This window comes from Metabacillus idriensis, assembly GCF_050483325.1.
GTDB classification, from domain to species: domain Bacteria; phylum Bacillota; class Bacilli; order Bacillales; family Bacillaceae; genus Bacillus_P; species Bacillus_P idriensis_A.
The window spans coordinates 14,792-40,506 of the sequence record NZ_JBCMYF010000009.1 but is presented as its reverse complement, the minus strand read 5'-3'; the positions used below and the strand labels follow the sequence as shown (position 1 = coordinate 40,506).

28 protein-coding genes and 1 pseudogene are annotated in these 25,715 nt (G+C 39.6%); 19 read left to right on the top strand and 10 right to left on the bottom strand.

Translation table 11 applies throughout. The features are described from left to right. Nucleotides 1-14 precede the first annotated feature (14 nt). The 6 genes from ABEQ24_RS06585 to ABEQ24_RS06560 all read right to left on the bottom strand — a co-directional run bounded on the left by ABEQ24_RS06585 (nt 15) and on the right by ABEQ24_RS06560 (nt 4,595). Nucleotides 15-1,028: a nucleotidyltransferase family protein gene (locus tag ABEQ24_RS06585; protein ID WP_430006029.1), complete on the bottom strand. Its 1,014-nt coding sequence runs from the start codon at nt 1,026-1,028 to the stop codon at nt 15-17. A 20-nt stretch (nt 1,029-1,048) separates the two neighbouring features. Beyond that, the gene (locus tag ABEQ24_RS06580) at nt 1,049-2,851 is read right to left on the bottom strand and encodes an ABC transporter ATP-binding protein (protein WP_430006028.1); all 1,803 of its coding nucleotides are present in this window, start codon (nt 2,849-2,851) and stop codon (nt 1,049-1,051) included. After that, nucleotides 2,848-3,291, bottom strand: coding sequence for a S24/S26 family peptidase (locus ABEQ24_RS06575; RefSeq protein WP_430006027.1), 444 nt, complete (start codon nt 3,289-3,291; stop codon nt 2,848-2,850). The genes ABEQ24_RS06580 and ABEQ24_RS06575 overlap by 4 nt, the downstream gene beginning before the upstream one ends. Next, a complete protein-coding gene (locus ABEQ24_RS06570; protein ID WP_430006026.1) occupies nt 3,281-3,544 on the bottom strand; it encodes a PqqD family protein in 264 nt (87 codons plus the stop codon). Before ABEQ24_RS06570 ends, ABEQ24_RS06575 begins: the two co-directional genes overlap by 11 nt. Beyond that, the gene (locus ABEQ24_RS06565) at nt 3,541-4,320 is read right to left on the bottom strand and encodes a hypothetical protein (RefSeq protein WP_430006025.1); all 780 of its coding nucleotides are present in this window, start codon (nt 4,318-4,320) and stop codon (nt 3,541-3,543) included. The genes ABEQ24_RS06570 and ABEQ24_RS06565 overlap by 4 nt, the downstream gene beginning before the upstream one ends. Nucleotides 4,321-4,385: 65 nt before the next feature. Next, entirely contained in the window at nt 4,386-4,595 is a 210-nt protein-coding gene (locus ABEQ24_RS06560; RefSeq protein ID WP_430006024.1) for a hypothetical protein, read from the bottom strand. Between the two features lie 293 nt (nt 4,596-4,888). Here ABEQ24_RS06560 and ABEQ24_RS06555 point away from each other — a divergent pair, with 293 nt between their 5' ends. The 4 genes from ABEQ24_RS06555 to ABEQ24_RS06540 are packed head-to-tail and all read left to right on the top strand — an operon-like array spanning nt 4,889 to nt 7,691. Beyond that, nucleotides 4,889-5,653: a hypothetical protein gene (locus tag ABEQ24_RS06555; RefSeq protein WP_430006023.1), complete on the top strand. Its 765-nt coding sequence runs from the start codon at nt 4,889-4,891 to the stop codon at nt 5,651-5,653. Next, entirely contained in the window at nt 5,650-6,507 is an 858-nt protein-coding gene (locus tag ABEQ24_RS06550) for a DUF3307 domain-containing protein (RefSeq protein ID WP_430006022.1), read from the top strand. The genes ABEQ24_RS06555 and ABEQ24_RS06550 overlap by 4 nt, the downstream gene beginning before the upstream one ends. 18 nt (nt 6,508-6,525) lie before the next feature. After that, on the top strand, nt 6,526-7,227 hold the full coding sequence (locus ABEQ24_RS06545; protein ID WP_430006021.1) for a Type 1 glutamine amidotransferase-like domain-containing protein: 702 nt from the start codon (nt 6,526-6,528) through the stop codon (nt 7,225-7,227). Continuing rightward, nucleotides 7,227-7,691: a DinB family protein gene (locus tag ABEQ24_RS06540; RefSeq protein ID WP_430006020.1), complete on the top strand. Its 465-nt coding sequence runs from the start codon at nt 7,227-7,229 to the stop codon at nt 7,689-7,691. Before ABEQ24_RS06545 ends, ABEQ24_RS06540 begins: the two co-directional genes overlap by 1 nt. 21 nt (nt 7,692-7,712) lie before the next feature. Here the strand turns inward: ABEQ24_RS06540 and ABEQ24_RS06535 are convergent, their stop codons facing one another. Further along, nucleotides 7,713-7,955 (bottom strand): hypothetical protein, encoded by a 243-nt coding sequence (locus tag ABEQ24_RS06535; protein ID WP_430006019.1) that lies wholly within the window; start codon nt 7,953-7,955, stop codon nt 7,713-7,715. 114 nt (nt 7,956-8,069) lie between these two features. Between ABEQ24_RS06535 and ABEQ24_RS06530 the strand changes: the two genes are divergently transcribed. Continuing rightward, nucleotides 8,070-8,552 (top strand): CBO0543 family protein, encoded by a 483-nt coding sequence (locus ABEQ24_RS06530; RefSeq protein ID WP_430006018.1) that lies wholly within the window; start codon nt 8,070-8,072, stop codon nt 8,550-8,552. 37 nt (nt 8,553-8,589) lie between these two features. Here ABEQ24_RS06530 and ABEQ24_RS06525 read toward each other — a convergent pair. Together ABEQ24_RS06525 and ABEQ24_RS06520 are read right to left on the bottom strand one after the other, a co-directional pair. Beyond that, nucleotides 8,590-9,015, bottom strand: a pseudogene (locus ABEQ24_RS06525) (DMT family transporter); the annotation flags it as partial. Nucleotides 9,016-9,029: 14 nt separating this feature from the next. Beyond that, nucleotides 9,030-9,452 (bottom strand): DMT family transporter, encoded by a 423-nt coding sequence (locus ABEQ24_RS06520; protein WP_430006017.1) that lies wholly within the window; start codon nt 9,450-9,452, stop codon nt 9,030-9,032. 91 nt (nt 9,453-9,543) lie between these two features. Here ABEQ24_RS06520 and ABEQ24_RS06515 point away from each other — a divergent pair, with 91 nt between their 5' ends. After that, nucleotides 9,544-10,224 (top strand): cyclic nucleotide-binding domain-containing protein, encoded by a 681-nt coding sequence (locus tag ABEQ24_RS06515; protein WP_430006125.1) that lies wholly within the window; start codon nt 9,544-9,546, stop codon nt 10,222-10,224. A 242-nt stretch (nt 10,225-10,466) separates the two neighbouring features. Continuing rightward, nucleotides 10,467-11,576, top strand: coding sequence for a histidine kinase N-terminal domain-containing protein (locus ABEQ24_RS06510; RefSeq protein ID WP_430006016.1), 1,110 nt, complete (start codon nt 10,467-10,469; stop codon nt 11,574-11,576). Between the two features lie 25 nt (nt 11,577-11,601). On the opposite strand, the gene ABEQ24_RS06505 is transcribed toward ABEQ24_RS06510, so the two are convergent. Continuing rightward, entirely contained in the window at nt 11,602-12,114 is a 513-nt protein-coding gene (locus ABEQ24_RS06505) for an ion channel (RefSeq protein ID WP_430006015.1), read from the bottom strand. Between the two features lie 158 nt (nt 12,115-12,272). Between ABEQ24_RS06505 and ABEQ24_RS06500 the strand changes: the two genes are divergently transcribed. From ABEQ24_RS06500 to ABEQ24_RS06445, 12 genes are all read left to right on the top strand, one after another. Continuing rightward, nucleotides 12,273-13,157, top strand: coding sequence for a carbon-nitrogen hydrolase family protein (locus ABEQ24_RS06500; protein ID WP_430006014.1), 885 nt, complete (start codon nt 12,273-12,275; stop codon nt 13,155-13,157). A 12-nt stretch (nt 13,158-13,169) separates the two neighbouring features. Next, nucleotides 13,170-13,835: a GNAT family N-acetyltransferase gene (locus ABEQ24_RS06495; protein ID WP_430006013.1), complete on the top strand. Its 666-nt coding sequence runs from the start codon at nt 13,170-13,172 to the stop codon at nt 13,833-13,835. Between the two features lie 476 nt (nt 13,836-14,311). Further along, entirely contained in the window at nt 14,312-15,565 is a 1,254-nt protein-coding gene (locus ABEQ24_RS06490; protein ID WP_430006012.1) for a YeeE/YedE family protein, read from the top strand. 133 nt (nt 15,566-15,698) lie between these two features. After that, a complete protein-coding gene (gene mgrA, locus ABEQ24_RS06485) occupies nt 15,699-16,694 on the top strand; it encodes an L-glyceraldehyde 3-phosphate reductase (protein WP_430006011.1) in 996 nt (331 codons plus the stop codon). Nucleotides 16,695-16,884: 190 nt separating this feature from the next. Beyond that, nucleotides 16,885-18,009: a Gfo/Idh/MocA family protein gene (locus ABEQ24_RS06480; protein ID WP_430006124.1), complete on the top strand. Its 1,125-nt coding sequence runs from the start codon at nt 16,885-16,887 to the stop codon at nt 18,007-18,009. Between the two features lie 168 nt (nt 18,010-18,177). Continuing rightward, nucleotides 18,178-19,314, top strand: coding sequence for a GntR family transcriptional regulator (locus ABEQ24_RS06475; RefSeq protein WP_430006010.1), 1,137 nt, complete (start codon nt 18,178-18,180; stop codon nt 19,312-19,314). Between the two features lie 208 nt (nt 19,315-19,522). Then, nucleotides 19,523-20,806 (top strand): ABC transporter substrate-binding protein, encoded by a 1,284-nt coding sequence (locus tag ABEQ24_RS06470; RefSeq protein ID WP_430006009.1) that lies wholly within the window; start codon nt 19,523-19,525, stop codon nt 20,804-20,806. Between the two features lie 62 nt (nt 20,807-20,868). Further along, on the top strand, nt 20,869-21,813 hold the full coding sequence (locus tag ABEQ24_RS06465) for a carbohydrate ABC transporter permease (protein ID WP_430006008.1): 945 nt from the start codon (nt 20,869-20,871) through the stop codon (nt 21,811-21,813). An 11-nt stretch (nt 21,814-21,824) separates the two neighbouring features. Further along, nucleotides 21,825-22,652 (top strand): carbohydrate ABC transporter permease, encoded by an 828-nt coding sequence (locus ABEQ24_RS06460; RefSeq protein WP_430006007.1) that lies wholly within the window; start codon nt 21,825-21,827, stop codon nt 22,650-22,652. A gap of 16 nt (nt 22,653-22,668) precedes the next feature. Next, entirely contained in the window at nt 22,669-23,649 is a 981-nt protein-coding gene (locus ABEQ24_RS06455) for a Gfo/Idh/MocA family protein (RefSeq protein ID WP_430006006.1), read from the top strand. Between the two features lie 9 nt (nt 23,650-23,658). Beyond that, complete coding sequence (locus tag ABEQ24_RS06450) at nt 23,659-24,573, top strand: sugar phosphate isomerase/epimerase family protein (protein ID WP_430006005.1); 915 nt, start codon at nt 23,659-23,661, stop codon at nt 24,571-24,573. Next, complete coding sequence (locus ABEQ24_RS06445) at nt 24,560-25,645, top strand: Gfo/Idh/MocA family protein (RefSeq protein WP_430006004.1); 1,086 nt, start codon at nt 24,560-24,562, stop codon at nt 25,643-25,645. The genes ABEQ24_RS06450 and ABEQ24_RS06445 overlap by 14 nt, the downstream gene beginning before the upstream one ends. Nucleotides 25,646-25,715: the final 70 nt, after the last annotated feature.

Genomic DNA, 25,715 nt, shown 5'->3' with positions numbered 1-25,715 from the left:
ATTTATCGTCCAATTCACTCGCTTGATGTAAGTGAGTGAATTCTTTTTGTATAATACTCTTTAACAGCTCTAAATTTTTGTTTGCTATTTTCATAACTCAGATATTCAAAGTCAAAAAAGTCTACATAAACCCTCAAACTCCGATACTCCCGATCCCTAATTTTCTCATATTCCCACCACTTACCGTAATTCGTTGGTACCGATAGTTGTTCTGGATATTTTATTTCATCAAACACCCTATAAACGATTCTCAACGTTCTCTGAACTCTTTTTAAAGTCTTATCTTTCTTTGCTTGTATAAACAGAGATTTAAAACAAATCTTGTTATCTAAAACGTTCACTATCTGGATTACATCAATAAAATGCCTTAGTGAATCTAAATTATGACGCCATGCATGAAGCACAATCATATAAAAAGCATGCTGGTGGGAGAGTTCTTTAATATGCTGATATGCCTTTATAGGAACCGCATCATTCCAAAACTCCATAATGTCTAGATCTGAGGTGTTTTCTTTTAATAGGTTCCAATGTATTTCTACTCTTAATGGGATGGAGGATCCAGGCAAATCTAATCTGTAGCTGCAATGAAAGTGATCTTTAGGACCCTCATCTTCGTAGATAAATCCACTATTTCTTAGTAATCCATCAACAGTGTGTATGTCCTTTTGATGGATCAGTAGGTCAATATCAGAAGTAGATCTTGCAGCGATATGCCCAAAATATTTATCAGCAAAATAGACACCTTTTAAAGGAATGGTGTTTATCATTTGAGTTTCAAACAGTTTTAATATCTTTTCCATTTGTACTTTGATAAAAAAGTTTTGAAGCAGGATTTGATCTGTTGCTTTTTTTAAGTATTCACGGAAAAAAGCAGGTGTTTCAATCAGTCGGTCATGTTGTTTTAATAGATGATATACTTGAGGCTCAATTGAGAAATGATTCATGTCTTCTATTAAAATCTCATAGTTATTTTCCTCTTCTGGTAATTTTGTTTGATTATATAGTGAGTGTAAAAATTGAATGATCATCTTTAATCCATCCTTCATTATTAGTGAGAGATTGCATGTAAAGAAGGAGTTTTTTCATTAGCGTTAAATTGCAGGTGTGATAATTTCTTATATAATCCTTCTTGAGTAATCAACTCATCATGTCTCCCCATCTGAACAATTTTCCCTTCATCCATTACTACAATTAGGTCCGCATGCTGAATCGTCGATAATCGATGGGCGATAATGAGTGTCGTTTTGTTTTTGATTGCGGCTAATGCTTCTTTGACAAATAGCTCACTTTCACTGTCGAGTGCGGATGTTGCTTCATCTAATAACAGGATAGGTGCATTTTTTAAGATGGCTCTTGCAATGGAGAGTCTTTGTTTTTGTCCTCCTGATAGGCGAACGCCTCTTTCGCCGACTTCTGTGTCATACTGATTTGGCAATGTCATGATGAAATTATGAATGTTTGCTTGTTTTGCTGCAGTAACGAGCTCTTGATTTGAAATGTTTGGCCGTGCGAGCAGGAGGTTATCTTTGATTGTTCCAGAGAAAAGAAAGGTTTCTTGCGCAACATATGCGAAAGAACTTCTTACAACAGATGGGGGAAGGAGTTTTGCTGGATTGTGATCCAGTGTAACTATTCCGCTGTCTGGCTGATAGAAGCCTTGGATGAGGTGAAAAAGTGTTGATTTTCCTGCACCGCTTGGCCCGACAATCGCAACTGTTTGGCCTGCTGGTATATCTAATGTCATGTTATCTATCGAATTTTTTTGCTGATCGTAACTAAAGGTAATGTTCTTCAGTTGTATAGAGCCTTTGATTTTTGATGGAACGTATTCAGGAAGATGGTTTAGTTCAATTTCTTCATTTAATACGTTTGACAGTCTTTCAACTGCTGATGCTGAACTTTGGAAGCTGCCCCAAATTCCTGCTAAACCGGTAAGCGGGGAGATCAAATGCTGCATCAGAGTTACGAAGGTGAGCAGCGAACCAACTGTAATCAATGATTTAGAAACAAAATAAGCTCCGAGGCAAAGTCCCGTTATATAAGTGATGGAAGTAATGGCTTCTCCACCAATATAAAAAAAGCCCCGAAGTTTAGTATTTTTCATTTCTAATGTAAAGAGATCCTGGTTTTGACTGTTTTGCTTTTGAGACATTTTTTTCTCTAAAAGAAAAGATCGGATAACGGATAAACCCTGAAAAATTTCATTAAGTGTACTGTTTATTTCACTGATTTGAGTAAACATTTTTCTGCTGTTGTTTCTAAGCTTAATGCCAAAAACAGCCCCAATAGCAACGGCAAGAGGGATCACAGTAAAACCTATTAAAGCCATCTGCCAATTGATGATAAACATGTAAACAGAAACAGCAGCGAATGTTAAAGGGAGCTGAATAAGATAAAGCAGATTGCTGCCGATGACTCCTTCGATGCAATTGACATCATTTGTGAAATGAGTCATTAAATCTCCAGTGCGCATGTTTGATGTTTTTTTCACGGGCAGAAGAAGTAAATGCTTTAACACGTGCTCTTTAAGTTCGAGTTTAACTTTGTTGATTGTGATGGACTCTAAATAAGTGTAAGAGTAAGAAGATGCCAGACTTATGATTAGGAAGCCGAGGCCAAGAGGCAGCAGCCATATAAGTTTTTCCGTTTTACTTTGAACGGCAGCATCTGTAATCGTTCCAAAGAACCATGCAAATCCTATCGTTAAAAATATTTGCAAGAGCATAATTAGAAAAAGAGAAATGTAGGAACTTTTGTATTTTATTAGATAGGGACCCAGCAAATTGAATGTCCTGCGGATATCTTCTATTAAAAACATATTCTTGAACACGATCCATTTCTTTTTGATCATGATGCTGCACCGTGTTTTTTATTTAAATATAAGCGGAACAGCCTTGCTGAAAAGGGAGTTGAAACAACTGCTTTACTATATAGGAATGCAAAAGGATTATGCATATGGATCATTCCTTTATCTTTTTGAACTGATTCGAGGCAGCCAATAACTTGTGCAAGTGAAACTGGCTCATCCAGGCATTCATTAGTATCGCCTTTTAAAAAGAAATAGCCATTTTCGTATTTGTATAAGCGGTGGGCAATCATCTTTCCAGACGTTGTATAGAAAAGCAGGATATCACCTTTTTTAAATTTCTTGTAATTGAATTTAGTGAATCTGCAAATGTCACCTTTTTGGATAAAGGGATACATACTGAATCCATCAGCAGGCAAGTCGATCCAGCCGTGATTTTCAATGGTCGCTTTTAAAAGATTAATGGTTTTGTGATCAAACCGCATGTTCAATTAATCCGCATTTTTCCAGTTCTTTAAGAAAGCACTGTAGCTCATTTTCAGCATTGGTATTATTAAACTCAGCTATATAAGATAGAATTAGTTCATCCAAAGTGTGTGGATCTTTTAGCAATGACCAGCAGTAACCGCCCATTTCGTTTAATTTTGTAATAGTGAATTGCCCTGAGTGCAGAATCATCCATTCTCCATCGATTTCAACAGTTTCGCAATCCGATGCTTGCTTATAATATGCAGTCATAAAATCAGCTCCCAAAATCGATTGTTTTTTTGAAAATAGAGATCATAAATCTCAACTTGTTCTACGAGTAAACTAAGCATTGTGAGAATTCTTTTCGTTTCTCTTTTATTACTTGGCCAATAAAATACTTTATCCATCAATGCTAAAAGGGCAGAGGATTTATCAACCATGTTTCTTTCTATAGAAAGAGACTGATGAAGGAGGTCAATGCTTAGAAGTTTTGTATTAAATACAGGACCCTGTCCATACAATTCACTTCTGAATGGTGAGTCATAGGCCAGAATTCCGTCTTTATTGATTTTTATGATTGTTGCTTCGTCTGATAATAGCGGGCGGGGGGAAGATAGCTTGGCTGCTGTTGATTTACCTGCTCCAGAATGACCTGTGAAAATGTGTGCTCCATTTGTCTCAAGTACACAAGACGAATGCAGAAGTAATCCCCAATTTTTATGAACAATAAAAGAACTGTAAAGATTCATTAAAGCGTGTTTTAATGCAAGTTCGTTGTGAACGTGCACTTCAGCATGCGTGTATTTTGGGTCAACTGTAATTTTGTAATCTGCTCTTTTAAAAGTGATGTAATTTTGGGTTTCAGAAACCTCGACATCATAATTTATAAAGGACTGGCCGTATCCTACCGCAATAAATATCGATAAATCTATTATTCTGCCGTTATCTATTTGAAGGAATTGATGAGTTAAATATTCAACTAGTTTCTTATTTTCACAATGCAGTCTTATGTTATGCCCGCCAATTTTAGTATTTATAAAGGTCATATTGTTCTCCTCAATCACCATTTAAAGAAGGCCATAAGACATATGGACCTTCTTTATTGTGGATTTTAATTTCCTTTTCCCTTTCCCTTTCCTCCCCCATTATCATGGCGGGGACCGGTATATGGTGGATTAGGATAATGAATCCCGCCGTTCCCTTTTCCAGGATGATCCACATTACCATGGCCTTTATTCCAGCTCTGAGCTGTCTCAAACCGAATTGGCTGATGACTCAAAACCATCGGACGTGATACATTTCCTTCATGTTCTTTCTTCATAATAGGCCTCTTTCCTTATTATAATTCTTTATAAAGAACAATAAAAACTTCATAGTTGTTTCATTTCGAGATTTAATATTAGATTTTTGTTCTTTATAAAATAATTATAGTTCTTATTAACGTACATTTAAAGAATTAATTTTCGACAAACAGTACTATTATCACACTTTTATAGAATATAATTATATTCGTTTAAAAAGACTTACATCATAAAAGTTTGACGATATAATCGAACATTTGATATATTTGACGATATAATCGAACAAAAGCTCTTGTATTAGGAGGAACATCGAATGCCCACATACCCGGCTTCAATCTTCATCATGGACATCCAAAATTCTTCAGCAGAAGGAATGGGTGAAGAATTATCAGCCTATTTAGAAAAAATGGTAAAATGGATTAAGACTTGGACAAATGAAGAAGTGATTGTGAAGCACCGCAGGGGAGATGAAGTGATTTTGATCGCAAATGGATTTTCCACTGCCTATGCGATTGCCCATTTCATCAGTGTTATTTGGAAGCTGCGGGACAATCCTCCATATTTCGGGGTTTCTTTTGGGGACATCAATAGAGAGCTAAAAGAGATTGATATAGAAACGTGGATTCATCCGATGATCAAGCTTGCAAGAGAAGCCAATGAATCTTTGAAAAAAGCGGGAGCAGACAATGCACAGTTCAGATTCCATCTGAATGGGAACTACAATGAAATTCAAGTGTTAATCAATTCGCTCTTAATTTTACGGCAAAAAATAATGAATGAACAAACAGACATCCAGAGAGTTGTGTTTTCTTTATATGGGATTTTTCGTCAGCAAAGAAAAATTTCCGGCATACTCAGCAAATCTCCATCAACGATTTCAAGTCATTTTAAAAAAGGCAGCGGAGAGGAATTAGAAATGATTTCCGCTAATTTGACGGCTGTCACAAATTCGCTTCAGCAAAAAGAATTCCCTGATTCACATCAAACTCTTGCAGAACTGCAGCAATCCATCCGCACCCATTTACAGAACAACATCAGCGAATGGTATGAAAACGAGGAGGGAAAAGGGAACCTATGATTTTATTAAGTCTCATTCTGGCTCATTTAATTGCTGATTTTTTTCTCCAATCAGATGAGATGGTGCGAGAAAAGCTGAAGAATTTGAAAAAGCATATGCTGCATCACTTACTGGTACTTTTACCGGTTATCCTGTTGTTCTGGGGGCTGTCCTATAAATTTGCAAAGCCGCTGGAAATTGTCGTTTTACCGAGTTTGTTTTTAGTGGGGACTCATTTTTTGATCGATTTTCTGAAAATTAAGCTGCTGGACAGGACAACCGACCATCAAAATAGTAAAAAATTGTTCTATTTTATCGCCGATCAGCTCGTCCATTTGGCCATGATTATTATTACCTGTCATTTGTTCTTTCAGGTGACGATTACTGGACTGCAGGAAAAAGGAATTGAGCTTTTAACAGAGAATGCTTCATTAAGCATAGCAAATGCAGTTCTTTTTATTAGCATTATTGTGATTTTGGTGACTAGTGTGAGCGGGCACATTATCCGGATTCTGCTGGGGACGCTGCCGGCTCAGCTGCTTTCGTTTGAGGGCAGGTATTCTTTTAAGAATGAGCGGAAAGAGGAGCAGATGAATGGTGCGGGAGGCCTTGTTGAAGAGTACAATTATTATACGTTTAATAAGCATGATCTCTCCCGCGGAAAGTTGATCGGGTATATAGAGAGGCTTCTGGTCATCATTTTAACCTTTTACAGTGCATATCCTGCGATCGCTTTTATTGTAACGGCTAAGTCAATCGCGAGATTTAAGCAGATGGACGACCGGAATTGGGCTGAGTATTTTCTTCTTGGGACATTAACATCCATGCTTCTTGGCATTTTCTTTGGCTTGCTGCTGAGGGAAGTATTAATTTAACTTTAGGAGATGATGTCTGTGAGGCAGATTATAGCGATGGGGGGCGGCGGTTTTAGTATGGAACCTGAAAATCCGCTGCTCGATCAATACATATTGAAGCAAAGTATGAAGGATCTTCCGAAAATTTGTTTTGTGCCGACAGCAAGCGGGGACCAGAATCAATATATCGAACGGTTTTATGAGGCCTTTCATTCGAAGCCTTGTGTGCCTGATCACTTGGCCTTGTTCGATCCTCATTTTCATGATCTGGAGGATTTTGTTCTGTCGCAGGACATCCTTTATGTTGGCGGCGGCAGTACAAGAAACTTGCTGGTTTTATGGAAAGAATGGGGTCTGGATTTGATTATTAGAAAAGCTTATGAGAACGGGACCATACTGGCAGGTTTGAGTGCGGGCGCTATTTGCTGGTTTGAAGAGGGGCTGACTGATCCAATGAACGCTCCGCTGTATAAATTGAACGGACTCGGCTTTCTGCATGGCAGCTGCTGCCCCCACTATGATGGGGAGGAGAAACGCAGACCTGCTTATAAAGAGCATATTTTGTCCGGAAAAATGAAAGCGGGATACGCCCTGGATGATGGTGCTGCTATTCACTTTATCGATGAAAAAATGTATAAAATGCTCCGTTCAAGACAAGATGCTAAAGCATTTTTTGTCAAAAAGACAGAAAATTCTGTATGTGAAGAAGAAAAAATCCCTTTATACTTGGGTGAACAATAATGCAGCTGTTTTTTACATACAATTGGCAAGTAAGAGAAGAGTGGTTTGAATGGTGCAAAGATTTGTCTGAAGATGAATTGTGGAAAAAACGGACAGGAGGAACCGGCACGATTATAGAAACACTGCTTCATATTATTGATGTGGAATACAGCTGGATCAATGTTCTTAAGGGTAATGAGGTCATCGACTATACAATCAGGGAATACGACTCACTTGAAAAGATTAGCCGATTATCAAGAGAGCTGCAGCCTGAAATGATATCGTATCTGCAAAAGTGGAACATAGCCTATGAACATGAAAAAGTAACGCCGCCATGGATGGATGGCACCTATAAAAAAGGGGAAATTATCCGCCATGTGATTGCCCATGAAATCCACCACATTGGCCAGCTGTCTGTCTGGGCAAGAGAAATAGAAAGGAAACCTGTCGGAGCAAGTTTTATCGACAGAGGGTTAATGCAATAAAAAGGCTGGAGACCCAGCCTTTTAAAATGATTCATTCACTTCCCAAGCTTCGACTAACTGATATGCAGCATTGTAATCATATCCTTTTCCAAGCAGATAGGACATGGCGGCTACTTCCATAAGTGCATGCTGGTACGAAGTAAAATGTGCTTCTTTTAAACCATGCTGAACAAATGGCTGAATGGCACTTAATGTTGACATTTTCAGCTGCTGCATGACTGGTTTGGGATATCGTGCGTATGAATGCGGCATGTAAGGATACATGTTAAACCTCCTCAATATGGTCATCATTAGCATATGCAGGCTTTTTAGCTAAGTTCCTGTATAATTTTTTTTGATAAAAGCAGATACTATCAAAAAAGATTAAGGATGTTGAAAATGGAAAAAACGATGATCAAAGGACTGTTTGCACTTTGTGCGGTCATGTTCCCTTTTGCAATACGGAAACCTAATGGAAAGGAAATGCTGATTGTTTTTTTTGCAAAGGGAATCTTGTCTACCCTGATAGATGCTTATGTTGTCAATACAAAAAGGATCGAATACCCTGTAAGGCCATTTTCAAAAATTTTCAAAACAAATATTTTGTTTGATTTAGTGTTTTTTCCGTTATTAAGTGTGATTTGGGTCCGTCATTCCTACAAAGATAAAATGACTGGGATTCTGCTGAAAAGTTTAACTTGGAGTGTGCCGATGTCCATTGCGCAATGGTATATGGAAAAAAAGACGCGTTTATTTAAATGGAAGAAATGGTCTGTTTTTCATACATTCGCAACTATCAGCTTTACGCTTTTTACTATAAGGGCTCTTGCTGCCGTTGTGAAATGGACAAATAAAAATGAAGATACATATCAGGACTATTAATTCGAAATGGGATCTTGGGAGGATCCATTTCTTCTTTTCGGTCAATTTTCAAATTAAAGACGAGACCAAATAAAACAAGCAGTCCTCCAATGATTTTCCCTTTAGACAATTCTCCAAGTGTAAAGTAGTCAAACACGACACCTGTAAATAACTGTCCAATGAAGATAAAGAGTGTTAAATAAAAAGCAGATACTTTAGGTGTGAGATAGCTTGAAAGTAAGATGACGATGACACCTGCAGCACCGCCTAAATAAGCCCATAGCGGGACACTGCCGAAGTTTAGAGACGATAGGGAAACTGCTTCACTGCCGAATAAAAGAAAAATCATCGATAACAACAGACCAGTCACAAAATTAATAAGCGTTCCTTCAAGCAAGCCGATTTTGTCTGCAAGGTTGGAATTGATGATTCTTGCGATCACAATAGAAACACCGGCTAAAATCGAAATGATCAAGTAAACCATTGAAAATTGCCTCCTTAATAGATCGTCATTACGGCACAGCCAAACAGAATAAAGGCAAGACCGATGCATTTTGTTTTGTTGAATTTTACGGTTTTCATGCCAAGCATCCCGTAGTGATCGATGATAATGGCAGCCAGGGACTGACCCAAGAGTCCAAGTGCAATTGTGACCGATACCCCAAGAGACATGACGCTGATGTTTGAAAAAAGGACAGTTACCACTCCAATGAAGCCTGCGCTGTATAAATAAAGAGGCAGTCCTTTTTGAAAACGAATAGGTTTTTTTATAAATAAGAAAACTGCTGAAATACAAAGAAGCCCGACGAGATGAATCGCAACACTTGAGGTGTAATTTCCAATGCCATTTGAGAGTTCTCCGTTAAAGACAATCATGATGGCAATAAAAGCGCCAACAGCAGCAGAGATCAGGTTGTACAAAAATATTCACTCCTTCAATAGATGTCTTGTTTCATTATCCACCTATAAAAGAGGTATAATGATGACATATGTCACATCATTAGAGGTTTTTATGAAAAAAATAATCGATCAGCCATTATTTGAAGCGTACATGTCCAAAAACAATATTGCGGGCTACTTTTCCTCAGATATGAATGAATGGATGGATCTCTATCTCTTTTCAAAAAATGAATACCTGTGCCGTGAAGGGGCAGATATGGATTATCTCTATTTTTTTGTAGATGGCCGTGCGAAGGTTTTCACAACATTATCAAACGGGAAATCACTGCTGCTCTCATTTTATGAGGGATTTAAAGTGCTTGGAGATGTAGAACTGTTCCAAATTCGCGGAGCGGCATCAAGTGTTCAGGCGATTGACGATACCTATTGCATTGGCATCTATTTGCCGCCGGTAAGAGAGAAATTGCTGAGGGATTCTTTATTTTTAACTTTTATGGGCTTTTCTTTATCCGATAAACTGAACAAGCTTTCAAAAAACAGCTCCATTAATTTGTACTATCCGCTTGAACACAGGCTTTCAAGCTATATTTTAGCTACTGGGGTGAAAAATGACCGAATCGTTTTTAAAGAAAACCTTACGTACCTCTCTGAAATGCTCGGCTCAAGCTATCGGCATCTCCTGCGTACGCTTGATATGCTTTGTAAAAGAGGAACCATCCGAAAAAGAGAAAATGCCTATGAAGTGATGAATGAAAGTGAACTGCGAAGCCTTGCAGGGGATATATACCGTTAGAGCGGAAGTTTGGGTCTACTCTATTCCATTATTTGACATATTCAGTAAAATACATCATTCAGCACATTCCATTCTTCCAAAAGTAAAAAGGGAAATACCGAAAAAATTCATATTATGATAGAATGTAATTTGTATAGTTTAGAAGGAATATTCCAAACTTTAGCCCTATTAATGGTTCCACATCTAAACAGAGATAGAAATACATATGATTTTTTTTGCGAGAATTAGGGGTGCTTTTACTAATGACAGCTTCAGACGAATTAATTCGGTTTTTAGATGAAAATATTTCAACCTTTATCGCTGCATGGCGCCAGAAAATTACGATTTCAGAAGACGATCTGCATCAGGAAGAAGTTCACAAAAACGGGTTGAGGATGTATGAATTGGTAAAAAAAACGATTCAGAGTCCGTTAAGTTCAGATGAGATCGATTTTCTGGCAAGTAAAGTAGCTCTGGAACGAGTAGAAGCAAATGTGAACATCGGCGATTTTATTAATAATGTGAACCTTGGAAGACGGGAAGTCATCCGGTATATTGTCAGTTCTGGTATACCGCGAAGCGACCTGCAGCCTTATATTGAAGAAATTAATGTTCTTTTTGATCAGTTTTCTTATTTTGCCGTGAAGAAATACACAGAAGTTAAAGAAGAGATTCTCCAGGAGAAAATTTCATTCATCGATCAAAGCCATAAAGAGAGGCTGACCATTTTGGGTCAAATGTCATCAAGCTTTGTCCATGAATTCAGAAATCCGCTTACTGCTGTGAAAGGCTTCATTAAACTCATGCAAAATGAAAGTCCTGATTTAAAGTACTTGGACATTATCAGTCATGAGGTTGATCAGCTGAATTTTAGGGTCTCCCAATTTCTACACGCCTCCAAAAAAGAGACAATTGAAAGTAAACGGGAACTGCTTGATCTTAGTGAATTATTAGATGAGGTTCTGGCATTTATGTATCCGAGTCTTCTTGACGGAAGCGTAAAGGTCCAGGAAATCTCTAAAAGACAGACCAGAGTTTTTGCGAGCAAAGATGAACTAAGACAAGTCTTTTTAAATCTAATGCTCAATTCCATTGATGCACTTCAAAAAATTGAGGCCGACCGTACGATTACGATTGAATTTGAAATGATAGAAGATAAAACATATGTACATATAGGAAACAATGGACCTATGATTCCTACTAAGCAAATTCAGTCGATTTTTGAACCTTTTTTCACAACAAAAGAATTAGGGACGGGAATTGGCCTTTACATCTGCAGAAAAATAATCGAAAGCCATCAAGGGACAATTCACTGTTCTTCTGATGAGCAAATGACCCGGTTTTCCCTTTCCCTTCCCCATATTTCCGCATAGCAATAGACCTGGGCCTGATCCAGGTCTATTTTAAGTTTTTTATTAGCTTTGATGTGATAATAGCCATAAACAAAGTGCTGATAATGAATCCGATCAGCATTTCAGAAGCGGCTATCATATTTGAGACTACACCAATTGATGTAATGTCTCCAAAACCGGTTGTGGTGAATGTTGTAATGCTATAGTATAAGAAATCATCGCCTGAAAGTTCTTTTCCAGAGAACTTAAAGGATTTTTCTCCTTTGATCCGGTATATTTGTATATAAAGGTTTGCATAAGTTGTAATAATTAGTGTGAGAAGTAAACCAGAGCCTGTAAAGATGCTTTGGAGGCTTTCTTCCGTTTTAGGAATAGAGATAATAAATTCAAATAGAAAATACAAACAAATGAGCAGCATCACAAACAAAGCTGCAAAAAGTATGTTATGAGGAATATCAAGAGGTAAAAACGTTTCTGCCAAAAGCAGGGAGATCATAAAAATGTTTAGAGCCAGATAGGTATAAAGTTTTTTTTTATTAAATTCTCGTTTTGCCTGCATAGTTCCCTCGTATAAATGTATTTTTCCTATTTTCTCCTTTCATGAAAATCTCATACGGTTTACTTTTTTTCACTACCTATCACAAAGGTGCGTACTTGTTAAATATGCTGATTTATCTACTAATGTTTTTATCACGAAAAAAGAAAGAGAGGGGTAACATGCAGCTTAGAGTATCAGCTGTTCAATATGATCTCCACACGATCAGTTCGTTTAAAGAATTTGCAGATCAAGTAGAGCATTATATGAAAACAGCAGAAGAATTTGGGTCTGACTTTGTGCTTTTTCCGGAGTTTTTTACAACTCAGCTTATGTCAATCGGAGATAAAGAGGGGAAAGCGTTAACGATAAATGATTTACCTGATTTTACGGATCAATACTTGAAATTGTTTACGGATTTAGCTGAAAAAATGGGCATGCATATCATAGGCGGAACACATGTTATTAAAAGAGAGGGCCGTCTGTATAATGTAGCGCATTTATTTTATCCGGATGGACGCGTTGCAGAGCAGGCCAAGCTTCACATAACACCAACGGAAGTCCATGAGTGGGATATGACGCCCGGAGATGACCTTGAAGTATTTGAAACAGAAAAAGGAACCATAGCTATGCTGACTTGCTATGACATTGAGTTTCCTGAGATTGTGAGGATCGCTAAAGCAAAAGGAGCGGATGTCATATTCTGCCCGTCATGTACAGATGACCGCCACGGTTTCCACAGAGTGCGGTATACAAGTCATGCACGCGCAATTGAAAATCAAGTCTATGTCGTCACAACAGGTACGGTAGGATCACTCCCGACAGTTGACTTTATGAGAGGAAACTTTGGTCAGGCAGCTGTTATAACGCCGAATGATGTACCATTTCCTCCTAAAGGATTAGCGGCAGAAGGGGAAATCAATCAGCCTATGATTGTAACAGCAGATCTTGATCTTGAACTGCTTTATAAAGTCCGTGCGAGCGGTTCTGTTACAACATGGCGTGATCGGCGCACTGATTTATACCCAGATTGGGAAGCGAAGCAGGGGGATCGGACGCTGCTATAAGGAGGAGTTCTCTTGTACGTAAAAGAATTTTTCGTTTTTGATGGCGGCAAGCCTGTTAAAGCAGTCGTTCGAAATTACACAGAAAAGGATTTTGATGCATTGATCCGCATTCAGCAGGAAAGTTTTCCGCCGCCATTTCCATCAGAATTATGGTGGAATGAGGAGCAGCTGAAAAATCATATTACGCTCTTTCCGGAGGGGGCACTTTGCATTGAATTAAATGGAGAAGTAGCCGGTTCCATGACAGGATTGCTTGTCCAGTTTAATCCAGATCATCCAGATCATACATGGGAAGAGATCACAGACAATGGATATATTCGAAATCATGAACCAAATGGCAATACCCTGTATGTCGTTGATATTGGTGTTCTTCCATCATACAGAAAGTCAGGACTTGGAAAATGGCTTATGTTTTCCATGTATGATGTGGTTGTGCACAGGGGATTGGACAGACTGCTTGGAGGCGGCAGAATGCCTGGCTACAAGCAGCATTCAGACAAATTAACGCCTATTCAGTATGTCGATCAAGTGGTTAATGGTAATTTAAAAGATCCCGTTCTTTCCTTTTTGCTCAGATGCGGAAGATGTCCACTTCATGTTGTACAAAATTATTTAGAGGATGTGGATTCCTGCAATTACGCAGCTTTAATGGAATGGAAAAATCCTTTTAAGAATTAAGGGAGCAGACATTTTAGGTAGATAAGTCTATCTGTATCTCAATCAGGTTTTATCTGTATATATACAAAAGCGGGAAGATCCACAGGGTCTTCTCGCTTTAGCATCAAGTTTGATAATTAATATCACATTCACCCGGCTTTGGCTGATAAAAGCAATGCCGTTTATTGCGTGCTGCCGCTGCTGTATGCCCCTGTTTCCTTCACCCTCAGCTTCTGACCGGAGCAAACTTGCCATTAAGTCAATATCTGAGCTAGTCGCCTAAACAACCGCCATGGATTTCACGTCCATTGTCATGCCTATTCTAAGTTATTCCAAGAGGCTTGGGGAATGACGCAACTTCAAACTTTTAGATCTCATAGGATAATGATTCATTTTTTTGAAATTGAGCATCTCCATTTACAAATCCTAAGAGACATTGTATGGTAAATAGATAAATATATTCCCGACTAAATATATAGGAAAAGGAGTTTATCAGAATGGCAGAAACAACAATAGATAGATCTTCATCATATAAACAAAGAACAACTGTTTTGTCTGAGTTAAATCCCGTGCAAAAGCCGCTTGTTGTGGCAGGGGTGCTTGCAGCAGTTATCCTGCTCATTGCGATTTTAACAGCTGCAAATGCAACTCAGGCTGTGTTATATATAATCGGCATCCTGCTTGGAGTCACATTGCTTCATGCCCGCTTTGGCTTTACATCTGCTTTCCGCCGCCTGATGTCTGTCGGAAACGTGCAGGGACTTCAGGCCCATATGCTTATGCTTGCCATTGCTTCAGTGTTATTTGCCATTATTTTAAGCACAGGCTTCAGTTTTACAGGTACAGCACCTGCAGGCTATGTCTCTCCAGTTGGAGTGAGCGTCATTTTCGGTTCGTTTCTTTTCGGAATTGGGATGCAGCTTGGAAACGGGTGTGCATCCGGGACACTTTACTCTGTTGGAGGCGGCTCATCATCTATGATTTTGACCTTGATATCATTTATCGCAGGCTCTGTCATAGGTGTGTATCATTTTACATTCTGGATGGAGGATATGCCTGCACTGCCTCCGATTTCACTGGCAACTTCAACTGGGCTCGGTTATTTTGGGGCACTTCTTGTTCAATTAGCAGCTTTTGCTCTCATCTACTGGATGACCGTTCAAATTGCCAAAAAGAAAAATCCGCCGATGATGAAGCCGCTGCCAACAACAAAAGGCTGGAAAAAAATCATTCGCGGATCATGGCCATTATTTGCCGCTGCCATCATTTTAGCCCTGTTAAATGCATTAACTCTCTCGATTAGAGGTAATCCTTGGGGAATCACGTCAGCGTTTGCTCTTTGGGGCGGAAAAGCATTAATGGCTGGCGGCGTTGATGTTTCAAGCTGGGGCTATTTTGCAGGAGCCAACGGAGCTGCACTTACAAAAACAGTGCTCGCTGATTCAACTAGTGTCATGAACTTCGGCATTATCCTAGGTGCCTTTATTTCAGCGGCAGCACAAGGAACCTTCAAACCGGGAAAAATTAAACCAGGTGTAGCAGGAGCCTCAATAATCGGAGGACTTATGATGGGATATGGGGCCCGATTGGCATTTGGCTGTAACATCGGCGCTTACTTTGGAGGGATCGCATCCTTCAGTCTTCATGGATGGGTATGGATGATCATGGCCATGCTTGGAACATTCCTTGCCTTGTTCATCCGTCCGCTGTTCGGTCTGAAAAACCCGAAATCAACAGACTCTATTTGCTGAGAACTCTCTTATGAGGGTTCTTTCTTTTTGTTAGTTCAAAAAGACTAATTATTTAAAAAATAAGACAGATTCGTTTACGAAATCGCTTTCTTCGACTACTATACAAAAGAAAGTGATAAAGGGAGGAATCTAAATGACATACTCAGCAAGTTCAGATCGATATCAATCAATGAAGTACAACCGCTGCGGAAATTCCGGTCTGCTTCTGCCGGCCATTTCACTTGGGCTGTGGCACAATTTTGGCGGAGTGGATTCGTTTGAAAACGGCCGCGCCATGCTTCGCCGCGCATTTGATCTTGGAATTACTCATTTTGATCTTGCAAACAACTATGGTCCCCCTCCAGGGTCTGCCGAAGAAATGTTTGGACAAGTGCTAAAAACAGATTTTGCACCATACCGGGATGAATTAATCATTTCTTCAAAAGCTGGCTATCATATGTGGGACGGCCCTTATGGCGAATGGGGCTCAAAAAAATATTTGATTGCAAGTTTGGATCAAAGCTTAAAACGCATGGGGCTGGATTATGTAGATATTTTTTACTCCCACCGTCCGGATCCTAATACACCTCTTGAAGAAACAATGGGAGCATTAGATCAAATCGTCCGTCAGGGAAAAGCTTTATACGTAGGAATTTCAAGCTACACAGCTGAGCAAACAGCAGAAGCCGTAAAAATATTAAACCGACTCGGCACACCCCTTCTTATTCATCAGCCCAGTTATTCAATGCTCAACCGCTGGATCGAAAACGGTCTGCAGGATGTCCTGCAGGAAAATAGAACAGGCTCAATCGCTTTTTGTCCTCTTGAACAGGGCTTGCTGACAAGCAAATATCTATCAGGAGTTCCTGCTGATTCGAGAGCGGCCAAATCAACCGGCGCCCTGAGTGAAGACCGTGTGACAGAAGAAATGGTACATAAAATCAAGCAGCTTAATGAGATTGCTGAAAATCGCGGCCAAAACCTTGCCCAAATGGCATTAGCATGGGTTTTGAGAGAAGGAAGAGTGACGTCTGCACTTATTGGAGCGAGCAAAGTAAGCCAGATCGAAGAGAACGTTGCAGCATTAGACCATCTTGAATTTACTGAGGCTGAGCTTGATAGAATTGAAATGATTCTGGCAGATAAATAATGGGAAGCCTTGCTTTTTAGCAAGGCTTTTCTTTATAAAATCTAGTCTATTAAATTCAGATAAAAAAATTTATTGCGAGAAAAAGAGGATATTTCTATTTTAAGACTAATTAGTGATTATAATGACAGCATTTTTATAACAACTAATCTATGAAAGCTGGTGATCTGTTTTGAAAGAAATACGAGTTGGAATGATAGGATACAAGTTTATGGGAAAAGCACACAGTCTGGCTTATCGGAATGTTCCATTTTTCTTTCCAGGCTCTGCAATCCCAGTCCTTAAAGCAATTGCCGGCCGCAGTGAAGAGGGTGTTAAGCAGGCAGCTGAAGAACTTGGCTTTGAAACCTATGAAACAGATTGGCGGAAATTGATTGAAAGAGATGATATTGATTTAATCGATATTGTCACTCCTAATAATTCTCATGCAGAAATCGCGATTGCTGCTGCAGAAGCCGGGAAGCATGTGATTTGTGAAAAACCCTTGTCATTAAATGTGGAGCAGGCTGAAAGGATGCTTGAGGCAGTGACAAGAAATAAAGTTGTTCATATGATCTCGCATAATTACCGCTTCGCTCCTGCCGTTCAATATGCGAAAAAGCTGATTCAGCAAGGAAGGCTTGGCCGAATCTATCATGTTCGTGCAACCTATCTTCAGGACTGGATCATGGATCCTGAATTCCCGATTGCATGGAGATTGAAAAAAGAAGTCACAGGGTCTGGAGCTTTAGGAGATATAGGGGCACATATTATTGATCTTTCGAGATTTCTTGTTGGCGAAATATCAGAGGTTGTTGGAGCGATGGAGACATTTATTAAAGAGCGTCCAATAGAAGGCGAAGCAGGGAAAAAAGGACAGGTTGATGTCGACGATGCCACATCATTCATTGCAAAATTTGAAAATGGGGCTATGGGAGTTTTTGAGGCAACTCGTTTTGCAGCGGGAAATAGGAATCGCAATAGTTTTGAAATCAATGCTGAGTTTGGGTCCATCAAATGGGATCTTGAAAACATGAACAATTTGCATGTGTACTTAACAGAAGATGACAAAGGTCTTCAGGGCTTCAGGGTCATTAACTGTACGGAAGAAGAGCATCCTTATGCCCATGCATACTGGCCGGCAGGACATATCATTGGATATGAACATACATTTGTGAACTTAATATCAGAATTGATGAAAGCGATTACAAATAATGAACTTAAACAGCCGAATTTTCACGATGGATTGCAAAATCAGCTAATTCTTGAGGCAATCGAACGTTCGTCGAATGAAAAGAAATGGATTTCCATTGCAAATAAAATTGAACAAATGAGTTAAAGCGGGAGAAATCCTGCTTTTTTTATGGATTGGTGTGGTTTTCCCATTAGGTAGACACTATAATTCTATATATAAAAAGTATGAATATTCCTAGTTTTCATACAAAATACTTTTCTAGTGAAGAAATAGTTGTTATATTGAATATATCAACTGTTGAAAGGTGACGCTATGACAACTTTTAATCCTCTTTACCTGAAAGTATATAATTTACTGTTAAACCAGATTCAAAGCGGGAAATTAAGGATGGGCGACAAGGTTCCTTCTGAAAAAGAACTTGCAGAGCAATTCGAAGTGAGCCGTATAACCACAAAAAAAGCATTGGATTTACTCTCTGAAGAAAACTATATTGAAAGAATTCAGGGAAAGGGTTCATATGTTATTCATCCAGGTGCGGAAAATGGTTTCGCTCTTGCTGCAAAGCCGGTGCGATCAAAACGTCATTTAATCGGATTTATTCTGCCAAGTTTTGATGAAAGCTACGGAATGGGACTTGTAAAGGGTATTGAAAAGAGGTGCAGCGAACTGGGGTTTACGATTCTCTTGAAACTCAGCTACGGGAAGAAGGAAATTGAGGAACAGGCTGTAAATGATTTCCTTGATATGGGGGCAGAGGGGTTGATTGTCTTTCCGGTTCACGGAGAGCATGTAAATAATAAACTTCTTGAACTCGTTTCAAAGAATTTCCCCGTCGTTTTGATTGATCGTTTCATCAAAGGGATACCTGCCTCATTTGTATGTACCGATCACCGAAAAGCAGCAGCAGAATTAACAAATCAATTATTTGAAATGGGACACAGAGAAATCGGGTTCATTTCTCCGCCTTCAGAAGGAACGACAGCTATTGAGGAGAGAGTGATGGGCTTTCATATTGCCCATTCAGAACAGGGTGTTAAGCTGAATAGAGACTATATCTTGACTGAAATAAAAAACAGCATGCCATTGCATGAAATGGCGGATTCTTGCGTTTTTAAAGAGGACACAATGATGTTAGACAATTTTCTGGACAGACATCGCGGTATAACAGCCATAGTAGCATGTGAACATTCTATTGGAGAACTAGTAGCTGCCGCTTTATCGAGGCTCGGAAGGCGGATTTCAGATGAAGTGTCTGTCGTTTGTTTTGATTCTCCCGGGAACTCCAGAATTCAGTTTACTCATATTAAACAGGATGAACAGAGGATTGCTATAGAAGCGGTGAATCTTCTTAAAGAAAAAATGCTGGATTCAGACTTTGCCGTTCAGCAGATATTTATACCGCACACGCTCGTTCCAGGTGAGACAACTAAAGCTTTTTCAATGAAATAGGTCTGAATATTCAGATCTATTTTTATTTATTTTCAAATATTCTGAAAAATATATTGACTTATAATTTCAAAACCTATTAATATAGTAACTATAAAACATAACAACATGACATGTCATTATATTATTTGAAAGCGCTTTATTTGATTAGCGAAAGGAGGATTTGTACAAACAATCGTTTTTTTATTAAAAGAATAGAGGGGGATTTATCATGAGGCATTTGAAAAGTATTTTTTTAGTAGCTGTTTCATTTTTACTCCTTTTGTCGGGCTGCAGTTCTGATTCAGCGTCAACCAAGGAAAGTGCTGATGGCAAGACGACCATTACATTTTGGCATCCAATGACAGATATTACAGGTGATGCTGTTAACGAGGTTGTAAAAGCTTTTGAAAAGAAAAATCCAGATATTAAAGTGAAATCGGTATATATTGCAAATCAAGGCGAAGGCTCAAACGAAAAACTCCTTTCATCCATTGCCGGCGGAAATCCTCCGGATGTCGCCTACTTCGACAGATTTGAGATTGCATCCTGGGCTGCTCAAGGCTCGCTTGAAGATTTAAGTGATCTCGCCAAAAAAGATAAGATTTCCAAAGAAAATTTCTATCCATTCGCATGGGAAGAAGCAACCTTCGAAGATAAACTTTACGGTTTACCCACAACGACAGATTCCCGCTTAGTTTACTACAACAAAAAACATTTCGAAAAAGCCGGACTTGATCCGGAAAACCCTCCTAAGACTATTGCAGAACTCGAAGAAGCAGCAGAAAAATTAACGATTAAAAAAGGGAAAAGATTCTCTCAGATTGGCTTTATTCCATGGCTTGATCAAGGCTGGTTCTACGGCTGGGGCTGGGCATTTGGAGGAGATTTTTATAACCCTGAAACACAGGAAGTAACGGCTGATGATCCAAAAAATGTTGAAGCATTGCAGTGGATCACAGATTACGCTAAAAAATACAATATCGAGGACATTACAGCTTTCACAAATTCACAAGGTACTGGTGCAATGGATCCATTCTTGACAGAACAAATCAGCATGAAAATAAGCGGTCCTTGGACTGTGTCTGCCATCAATAAATTCAAGCCGGATTTAGAGTATGGTGTTTTTCCAATCCCGACGCCTACAGGAGATAACTTCTCAACCTGGTCTGGCGGCTGGTCCGTAGTCATACCTAAAGGTGCTAAAGAAAAAGAAGCGGCCTGGGAATTCCTTAAATTCTTCAGCGGCGAAGAAGGACAGAAAATCTTCAGCGGAATTGCTAAAGACTTTTCCATTATTGATTCTGTAAATGAGGAATTAGGGTACAAGGATGATCCGATTCTTAAAGAATTTGTTGAGATCTTGCCTTCAAGTAATCACAGACCTGTTATGACACAAGGAAGCTTATATTGGAATGAACTTGCAAGTGCTGTTGAAAATGCAACTAGAGGCAACGGAACCCCTGAGGAACTTCTGAAAAAAGTGAATGAAAAAGTAGAAAAATCTTTAAAGTAGGGCTGCAAGGGGATTCTCCAATTGGGGAATCCCTGAAACAAAACTAAAGGAGGTATGTTTTCATGCAGCAGCCAGCAATAAAGAACTCAGCCACAATAAAAGAGGTTCCTGTCACAAAAAAGAAAGTATGGAGAAACAAATCTTCCTTATACGGTTTACTATTTGTATCACCATGGATCATAGGACTTATTATTTTTTATGCTTTTCCATTAATTTCATCCATCTATTTCAGTTTCACAACTTACAGCATCCTTCAGCCTGGAGAGTTTGTAGGAATGCAGAATTATAAAGAGCTGATGAGTGATGACCTTTTTTGGAAGTCTGTATCAAATACCATCTATTTTGCCGTCTTTTATGTTCCGCTGAGCATTATTTTTGGTGTATGTCTGGCGATGATTTTGAACTTAAAGGTAAAAGGAATGACAGTTTACCGCACGATTTTCTTCTTGCCGACACTAGTGCCTCAGGTTGCGCTTGCCGTCCTTTGGATGTGGCTCTTAAATCCGCAGTTTGGATTAGTCAATGGAATGCTGGATCTTCTGGGAATTCAAGGTCCCGCATGGCTGGGCAGTGAAACCTGGTCTAAACCATCCATCGTGATGATGTCGCTTTGGGGCATCGGCCAGGCAGTTGTCATCTATTTGGCAGGTCTTACGGATATATCTGAAGATTACTATGATGCCGCTGAAGTGGATGGGGCAAATTGGCTGCAGAAAACGATACATATTACCCTGCCATTGTTAACTCCAGTTATCTTCTTTAACCTCGTAATGGGTGTCATTGGCGCATTTCAGCAGTTTGCTTTGCCGTACGCGCTTACCGGCGGACAGGGCACACCGGCAAATTCCTTAACGTTTTATGTCATGTATTTATATGACAATGGATTCAAGTTCTTTAAAATGGGCTATGCCTCAGCAATGGCCTGGATCCTTTTTGCCATCATTATGATCTTAACAGCCGTTATCTTTTCAACTTCTAAAAGGTGGGTTCACTATCAAGGAAAATAAGGAGGGATACGATGAAAACCAAAACTTCAAAAAGTATTTTTGCCCATGCATTTCTGATCTTGATTTCGATTCTCTTTTTAGTTCCGTTTTTCTGGATGCTGTCTACTTCGTTAAAAGATCAAACGCAAATTTTTTCGTTTCCTCCTGAATGGATTCCAAGCCCTTTTAAATGGAGCAATTATCAGGAGGCTGTTGAATATATTCCTTTTTTCAGCTATTTGAAAAATACAGTTGTGATTACCGTGTTCAGCACAATCGGTGCTGTCATCACATGCCCTTTGGTAGCTTACGGTTTCGCGAAATTAAAATTTAAAGGGAGCAATGCTTTATTCATAGTGACGATTGCCGTCATGATGATCCCAGGACAAGTTACGATGATTCCCCTGTTTATTCTGTTTGAAAAACTTGGGTGGGTTGGCAGTCCTCTTCCGCTGATTGTCCCTGTCTTTTTCGGAGTTCCTTTCTACATCTTTTTACTCCGTCAATTCTTTCTCGGATTGCCAGATACGTTAATGGATGCAGCGAGAATTGATGGAGCGGGAGAATTCCGCATATATTGGCAGATTATGCTTCCGCTTGCAAAACCGGCAGTGCTTGCAGTAGGTCTGTTTCAATTTATGGGAAGCTGGACAGATTTTTTAGGACCCCTGCTTTATCTGACAGACGAAACATCCTACACGCTTTCCCTAGGCTTGCAGCAATTCCAGAGCCAAAGAGGAACAGAATGGGGATTGATGATGGCTGTCTCAACATTAATGACACTTCCAATCATTATCTTATTCTTTTTCCTGCAAAAAACATTTATTAAAGGCATTACGTTCAGCGGTATAAAAGGATGACAGGAGATGAATCCGCATGGGAAAGATTAGAATTGGTTTTATAGGCTCTGGCGGAATTGCCCATTATCATGCCTCACATTTAAAAGAATTAGAGAATGTCCTTATCACAGCAATTGCCGACCCGAATCCTGAAAGCAGACGGAGTTTCATTCAGACTCATGAGCTAGAAGCTTTGGAATTCGATGATTTTGAAGAAATGCTGAACAAGTCAGAGATTGATGGCGTGATTATTTGCTCTCCGCATACGCTTCATTACAAGCATGCCAAAGCAGCACTTTTAAAAGGCTGTCACGTATTGCTTGAGAAACCAATGGTATGTTCTATCGAAGAAGCGGAAGAATTGATTGACCTTTCTAAAGAGAGGAAATGCGTGCTGCAAATCTCGTACCAGCGTCATTTCCAACCTGAATTTCTTCATATAAAAAAGCTGATCGAAGAAAATCAAATCGGCGCATTAACAAGCGTAAATGCCTCTCTTTATCAGGATTGGATCTACTTGTCAGCCGGTACATGGAGACAAAAAACAGCTTTGTCAGGCGGCGGTATGCTGTTTGATTCAGGCAGTCATATTTTAGATTCTCTTCTATGGATTACAGGACTCGCACCGGTTGAAACAAAATCATTTATTCATCAGCGCGGTACAGAAGTGGATATTGATTCATTTACAACAGTTAAATACACAAAAAACGTGATGGGAACGATCACGATTGCAGGGATGTCGCCATGCTGGCATGAAACATATTCATTTTTGGGCGATAAAGGAGCCATCTTCTGCGAGAATGGACAGGTTTCACTAGTCAGAAACGGGGAAGCGCCCGAAATACAAAGCATTGATGCTGCGGAAACAAACACGGATAAAAGCTTCATCCGTGCCATAACCGGGGAAGAAGAGGTTCAAGTTCCAGGCGAATTTGCTGTTCAGGTTTTGTATTTTACAAAAGCCATTTATGAAGGTGCCAGTGAAAACCAAATTGAGGATTATTCTAAGAAAGTGTGAGGGATTAATATGGACAATAAAATCGGTATGAGGATACCCCCGTATTTCGGAAAAGAAGGAATTGAATTCACAGCAAAATGGGCCAATGAAAATGGAATCAAGGTACTTGACCTCCCGCGCCTTGACGACTCAGTTGCAAAAATAGCAGCGAACTATCAAATAGAAATTGGTTCAATTGATGGAAAAGGCTGTGTTGGGAACACGGATCTTTTAAGTGAGGATGAAGGAAAACGCTGGAATGCAGTTCTATCATTAAAGGAACAGTTTGAACAAGTATCAGCATTGGAAGGCAAGGTGATTTTCATGTGTCTTGTGCCGGAAAACAGCCTGATTCCTAAAAAAAGAAGCTTAGAAATATGGAAAGAAACATTTCCTGAGGTGGTTGGGCTTGCCGAGAAAAACAATCTTTTCCTGGCACTTGAAGGCTGGCCTGGTCCTGCACCGGCGTATCCAACCCTTGGAACGACTCCAGAGGTGCTCAGATATATGTTTAATGAGGTGCCGTCCAAGCATTTCGGAGTGAACTATGATCCTTCTCATTTGGTGAGACTTGGCATTGATTATCTTCGGTTTCTCGATGAGTTTGCCGAAAAAATCCTTTACTGTCATGGAAAAGATACAGCGCTGCTGAAAGAGGAACAATATGATTTGGGCCACTTGCCCGGCGTATTTGATTCTAAGTACGACTTTTCCGAAGGGGCATGGCGCTATACGATTCCGGGTCATGGGGAGGTTGACTGGAGAAAGGTTGCTGTCAGATTAGATGCTATCGGGTATAAAGGTCCGATCAGCATCGAGCTTGAGGATCATCATTATTGGGGGTCACTGTCTTCTGAACAAGAAGGCATTAAGCGAGCTAAAGATTTTCTTCAGTCGGTTTTTCATAAAAAGAAATCAGGAGGAATTGCGGATGTCAACTATTAAAATTGGAATTATTGGAAGCGGAGGAATTGCTGCTGTACATGCTAAAGCCTACCTGCAAATGAAGGATGTTACAATTGCTGCAGTTGCAGACGTCATTCCCGGAAAAGCGAAGGAATTTATCGAACAGCTGGGAATTCGCGATGCCAGGGCATTCGACAGTCATCTGGAATTGCTTGAACTTGATTTAGATGGTGTAAGTGTCTGTACGCCAAATGTCACACACCACAGAACCAGTATTGATTCATTGCTTGCAGATAAACATGTGCTGGTTGAAAAACCGCTGGCAGTTACACTAGAACAAGCAGTTGAAATGGTTGAGACATCACGCCGCACTGGAAAAATGCTGACAGTCGGATTTCAGCCGCGATATGATCCAAATATGAAAACGATTAAAGAAATTGTTCAATCCGGACAGCTTGGAGATGTCTATTATATTCAAACCGGAGGAGGAAGAAGAAGGGGGATGCCAGGGGGAACATTCATAAATAAGGAGCTGGCAGGAGCTGGTGCAATGGCGGATATTGGCTGTTATTCTTTGGACTTGGCCTTGAATGCATTGAATTACCCTAAGCCATTAACGGTTTCAGCCTATACTTCCAGTCATTTTGGCAGGAATCCTCACTATCATCATGAAGCAGCCAGATTTGAAGTAGAAGACTTTGGAGTCGCGATGGTTCGATTAGAAGGAGGCAAGGTGCTGAATTTTAAAATTTCATGGGCGATGCACATGGATTCCTTAGGTCCTACCATTTTTCTCGGTACAGACGCAGGACTTAAGCTGACACCTGCAGGACAAGGACCTTGGAGCGGTGTCTGGGACGGCGGCATCGGAAGTATTTCACTCTTTCACGATATTGTCGGACAGCATTCAGAAACACAGGTTCCGGTCATTGATCATAAAATTGATATTTTCCATGAAAAAGTAAGAGATTTTGTGTCAGCCATAAAAGAAAATCGACCAGCTCCAATCCCGGCAGAGCAAATCCTGCTTAATCAGGCAATTATAGACGGAGTACTCCGTTCCTCTGCACTTGGAAAAGAAGTAGATATTAAGGTTCCGGTATTTGTTTAAGTAGATCAGTTTACTAAAACGCCTATGATTTTAGGCGTTTTTTGTTTGTTTATCCAAGTTGATTTAATTG

Bases quoted from the DNA above. Each gene is read 5' to 3' on its own strand.
- ABEQ24_RS06585 (WP_430006029.1), bottom strand. From the start codon at position 1,028: ATGATCATTCAATTTTTACACTCACTATATAATCAAACAAAATTACCA.
- ABEQ24_RS06580 (WP_430006028.1), bottom strand. From the start codon at position 2,851: ATGATCAAAAAGAAATGGATCGTGTTCAAGAATATGTTTTTAATAGAA.
- ABEQ24_RS06575 (WP_430006027.1), bottom strand. From the start codon at position 3,291: ATGCGGTTTGATCACAAAACCATTAATCTTTTAAAAGCGACCATTGAA.
- ABEQ24_RS06570 (WP_430006026.1), bottom strand. From the start codon at position 3,544: ATGACTGCATATTATAAGCAAGCATCGGATTGCGAAACTGTTGAAATC.
- ABEQ24_RS06565 (WP_430006025.1), bottom strand. From the start codon at position 4,320: ATGACCTTTATAAATACTAAAATTGGCGGGCATAACATAAGACTGCAT.
- ABEQ24_RS06560 (WP_430006024.1), bottom strand. From the start codon at position 4,595: ATGAAGAAAGAACATGAAGGAAATGTATCACGTCCGATGGTTTTGAGT.
- ABEQ24_RS06555 (WP_430006023.1), top strand. From the start codon at position 4,889: ATGCCCACATACCCGGCTTCAATCTTCATCATGGACATCCAAAATTCT.
- ABEQ24_RS06550 (WP_430006022.1), top strand. From the start codon at position 5,650: ATGATTTTATTAAGTCTCATTCTGGCTCATTTAATTGCTGATTTTTTT.
- ABEQ24_RS06540 (WP_430006020.1), top strand. From the start codon at position 7,227: ATGCAGCTGTTTTTTACATACAATTGGCAAGTAAGAGAAGAGTGGTTT.
- ABEQ24_RS06535 (WP_430006019.1), bottom strand. From the start codon at position 7,955: ATGTATCCTTACATGCCGCATTCATACGCACGATATCCCAAACCAGTC.
- ABEQ24_RS06530 (WP_430006018.1), top strand. From the start codon at position 8,070: ATGGAAAAAACGATGATCAAAGGACTGTTTGCACTTTGTGCGGTCATG.
- ABEQ24_RS06515 (WP_430006125.1), top strand. From the start codon at position 9,544: ATGAAAAAAATAATCGATCAGCCATTATTTGAAGCGTACATGTCCAAA.
- ABEQ24_RS06510 (WP_430006016.1), top strand. From the start codon at position 10,467: ATGACAGCTTCAGACGAATTAATTCGGTTTTTAGATGAAAATATTTCA.
- ABEQ24_RS06505 (WP_430006015.1), bottom strand. From the start codon at position 12,114: ATGCAGGCAAAACGAGAATTTAATAAAAAAAAACTTTATACCTATCTG.
- ABEQ24_RS06500 (WP_430006014.1), top strand. From the start codon at position 12,273: ATGCAGCTTAGAGTATCAGCTGTTCAATATGATCTCCACACGATCAGT.
- ABEQ24_RS06490 (WP_430006012.1), top strand. From the start codon at position 14,312: ATGGCAGAAACAACAATAGATAGATCTTCATCATATAAACAAAGAACA.
- mgrA (WP_430006011.1), top strand. From the start codon at position 15,699: ATGACATACTCAGCAAGTTCAGATCGATATCAATCAATGAAGTACAAC.
- ABEQ24_RS06480 (WP_430006124.1), top strand. From the start codon at position 16,885: ATGATAGGATACAAGTTTATGGGAAAAGCACACAGTCTGGCTTATCGG.
- ABEQ24_RS06475 (WP_430006010.1), top strand. From the start codon at position 18,178: ATGACAACTTTTAATCCTCTTTACCTGAAAGTATATAATTTACTGTTA.
- ABEQ24_RS06470 (WP_430006009.1), top strand. From the start codon at position 19,523: ATGAGGCATTTGAAAAGTATTTTTTTAGTAGCTGTTTCATTTTTACTC.
- ABEQ24_RS06465 (WP_430006008.1), top strand. From the start codon at position 20,869: ATGCAGCAGCCAGCAATAAAGAACTCAGCCACAATAAAAGAGGTTCCT.
- ABEQ24_RS06460 (WP_430006007.1), top strand. From the start codon at position 21,825: ATGAAAACCAAAACTTCAAAAAGTATTTTTGCCCATGCATTTCTGATC.
- ABEQ24_RS06455 (WP_430006006.1), top strand. From the start codon at position 22,669: ATGGGAAAGATTAGAATTGGTTTTATAGGCTCTGGCGGAATTGCCCAT.
- ABEQ24_RS06450 (WP_430006005.1), top strand. From the start codon at position 23,659: ATGGACAATAAAATCGGTATGAGGATACCCCCGTATTTCGGAAAAGAA.
- ABEQ24_RS06445 (WP_430006004.1), top strand. From the start codon at position 24,560: ATGTCAACTATTAAAATTGGAATTATTGGAAGCGGAGGAATTGCTGCT.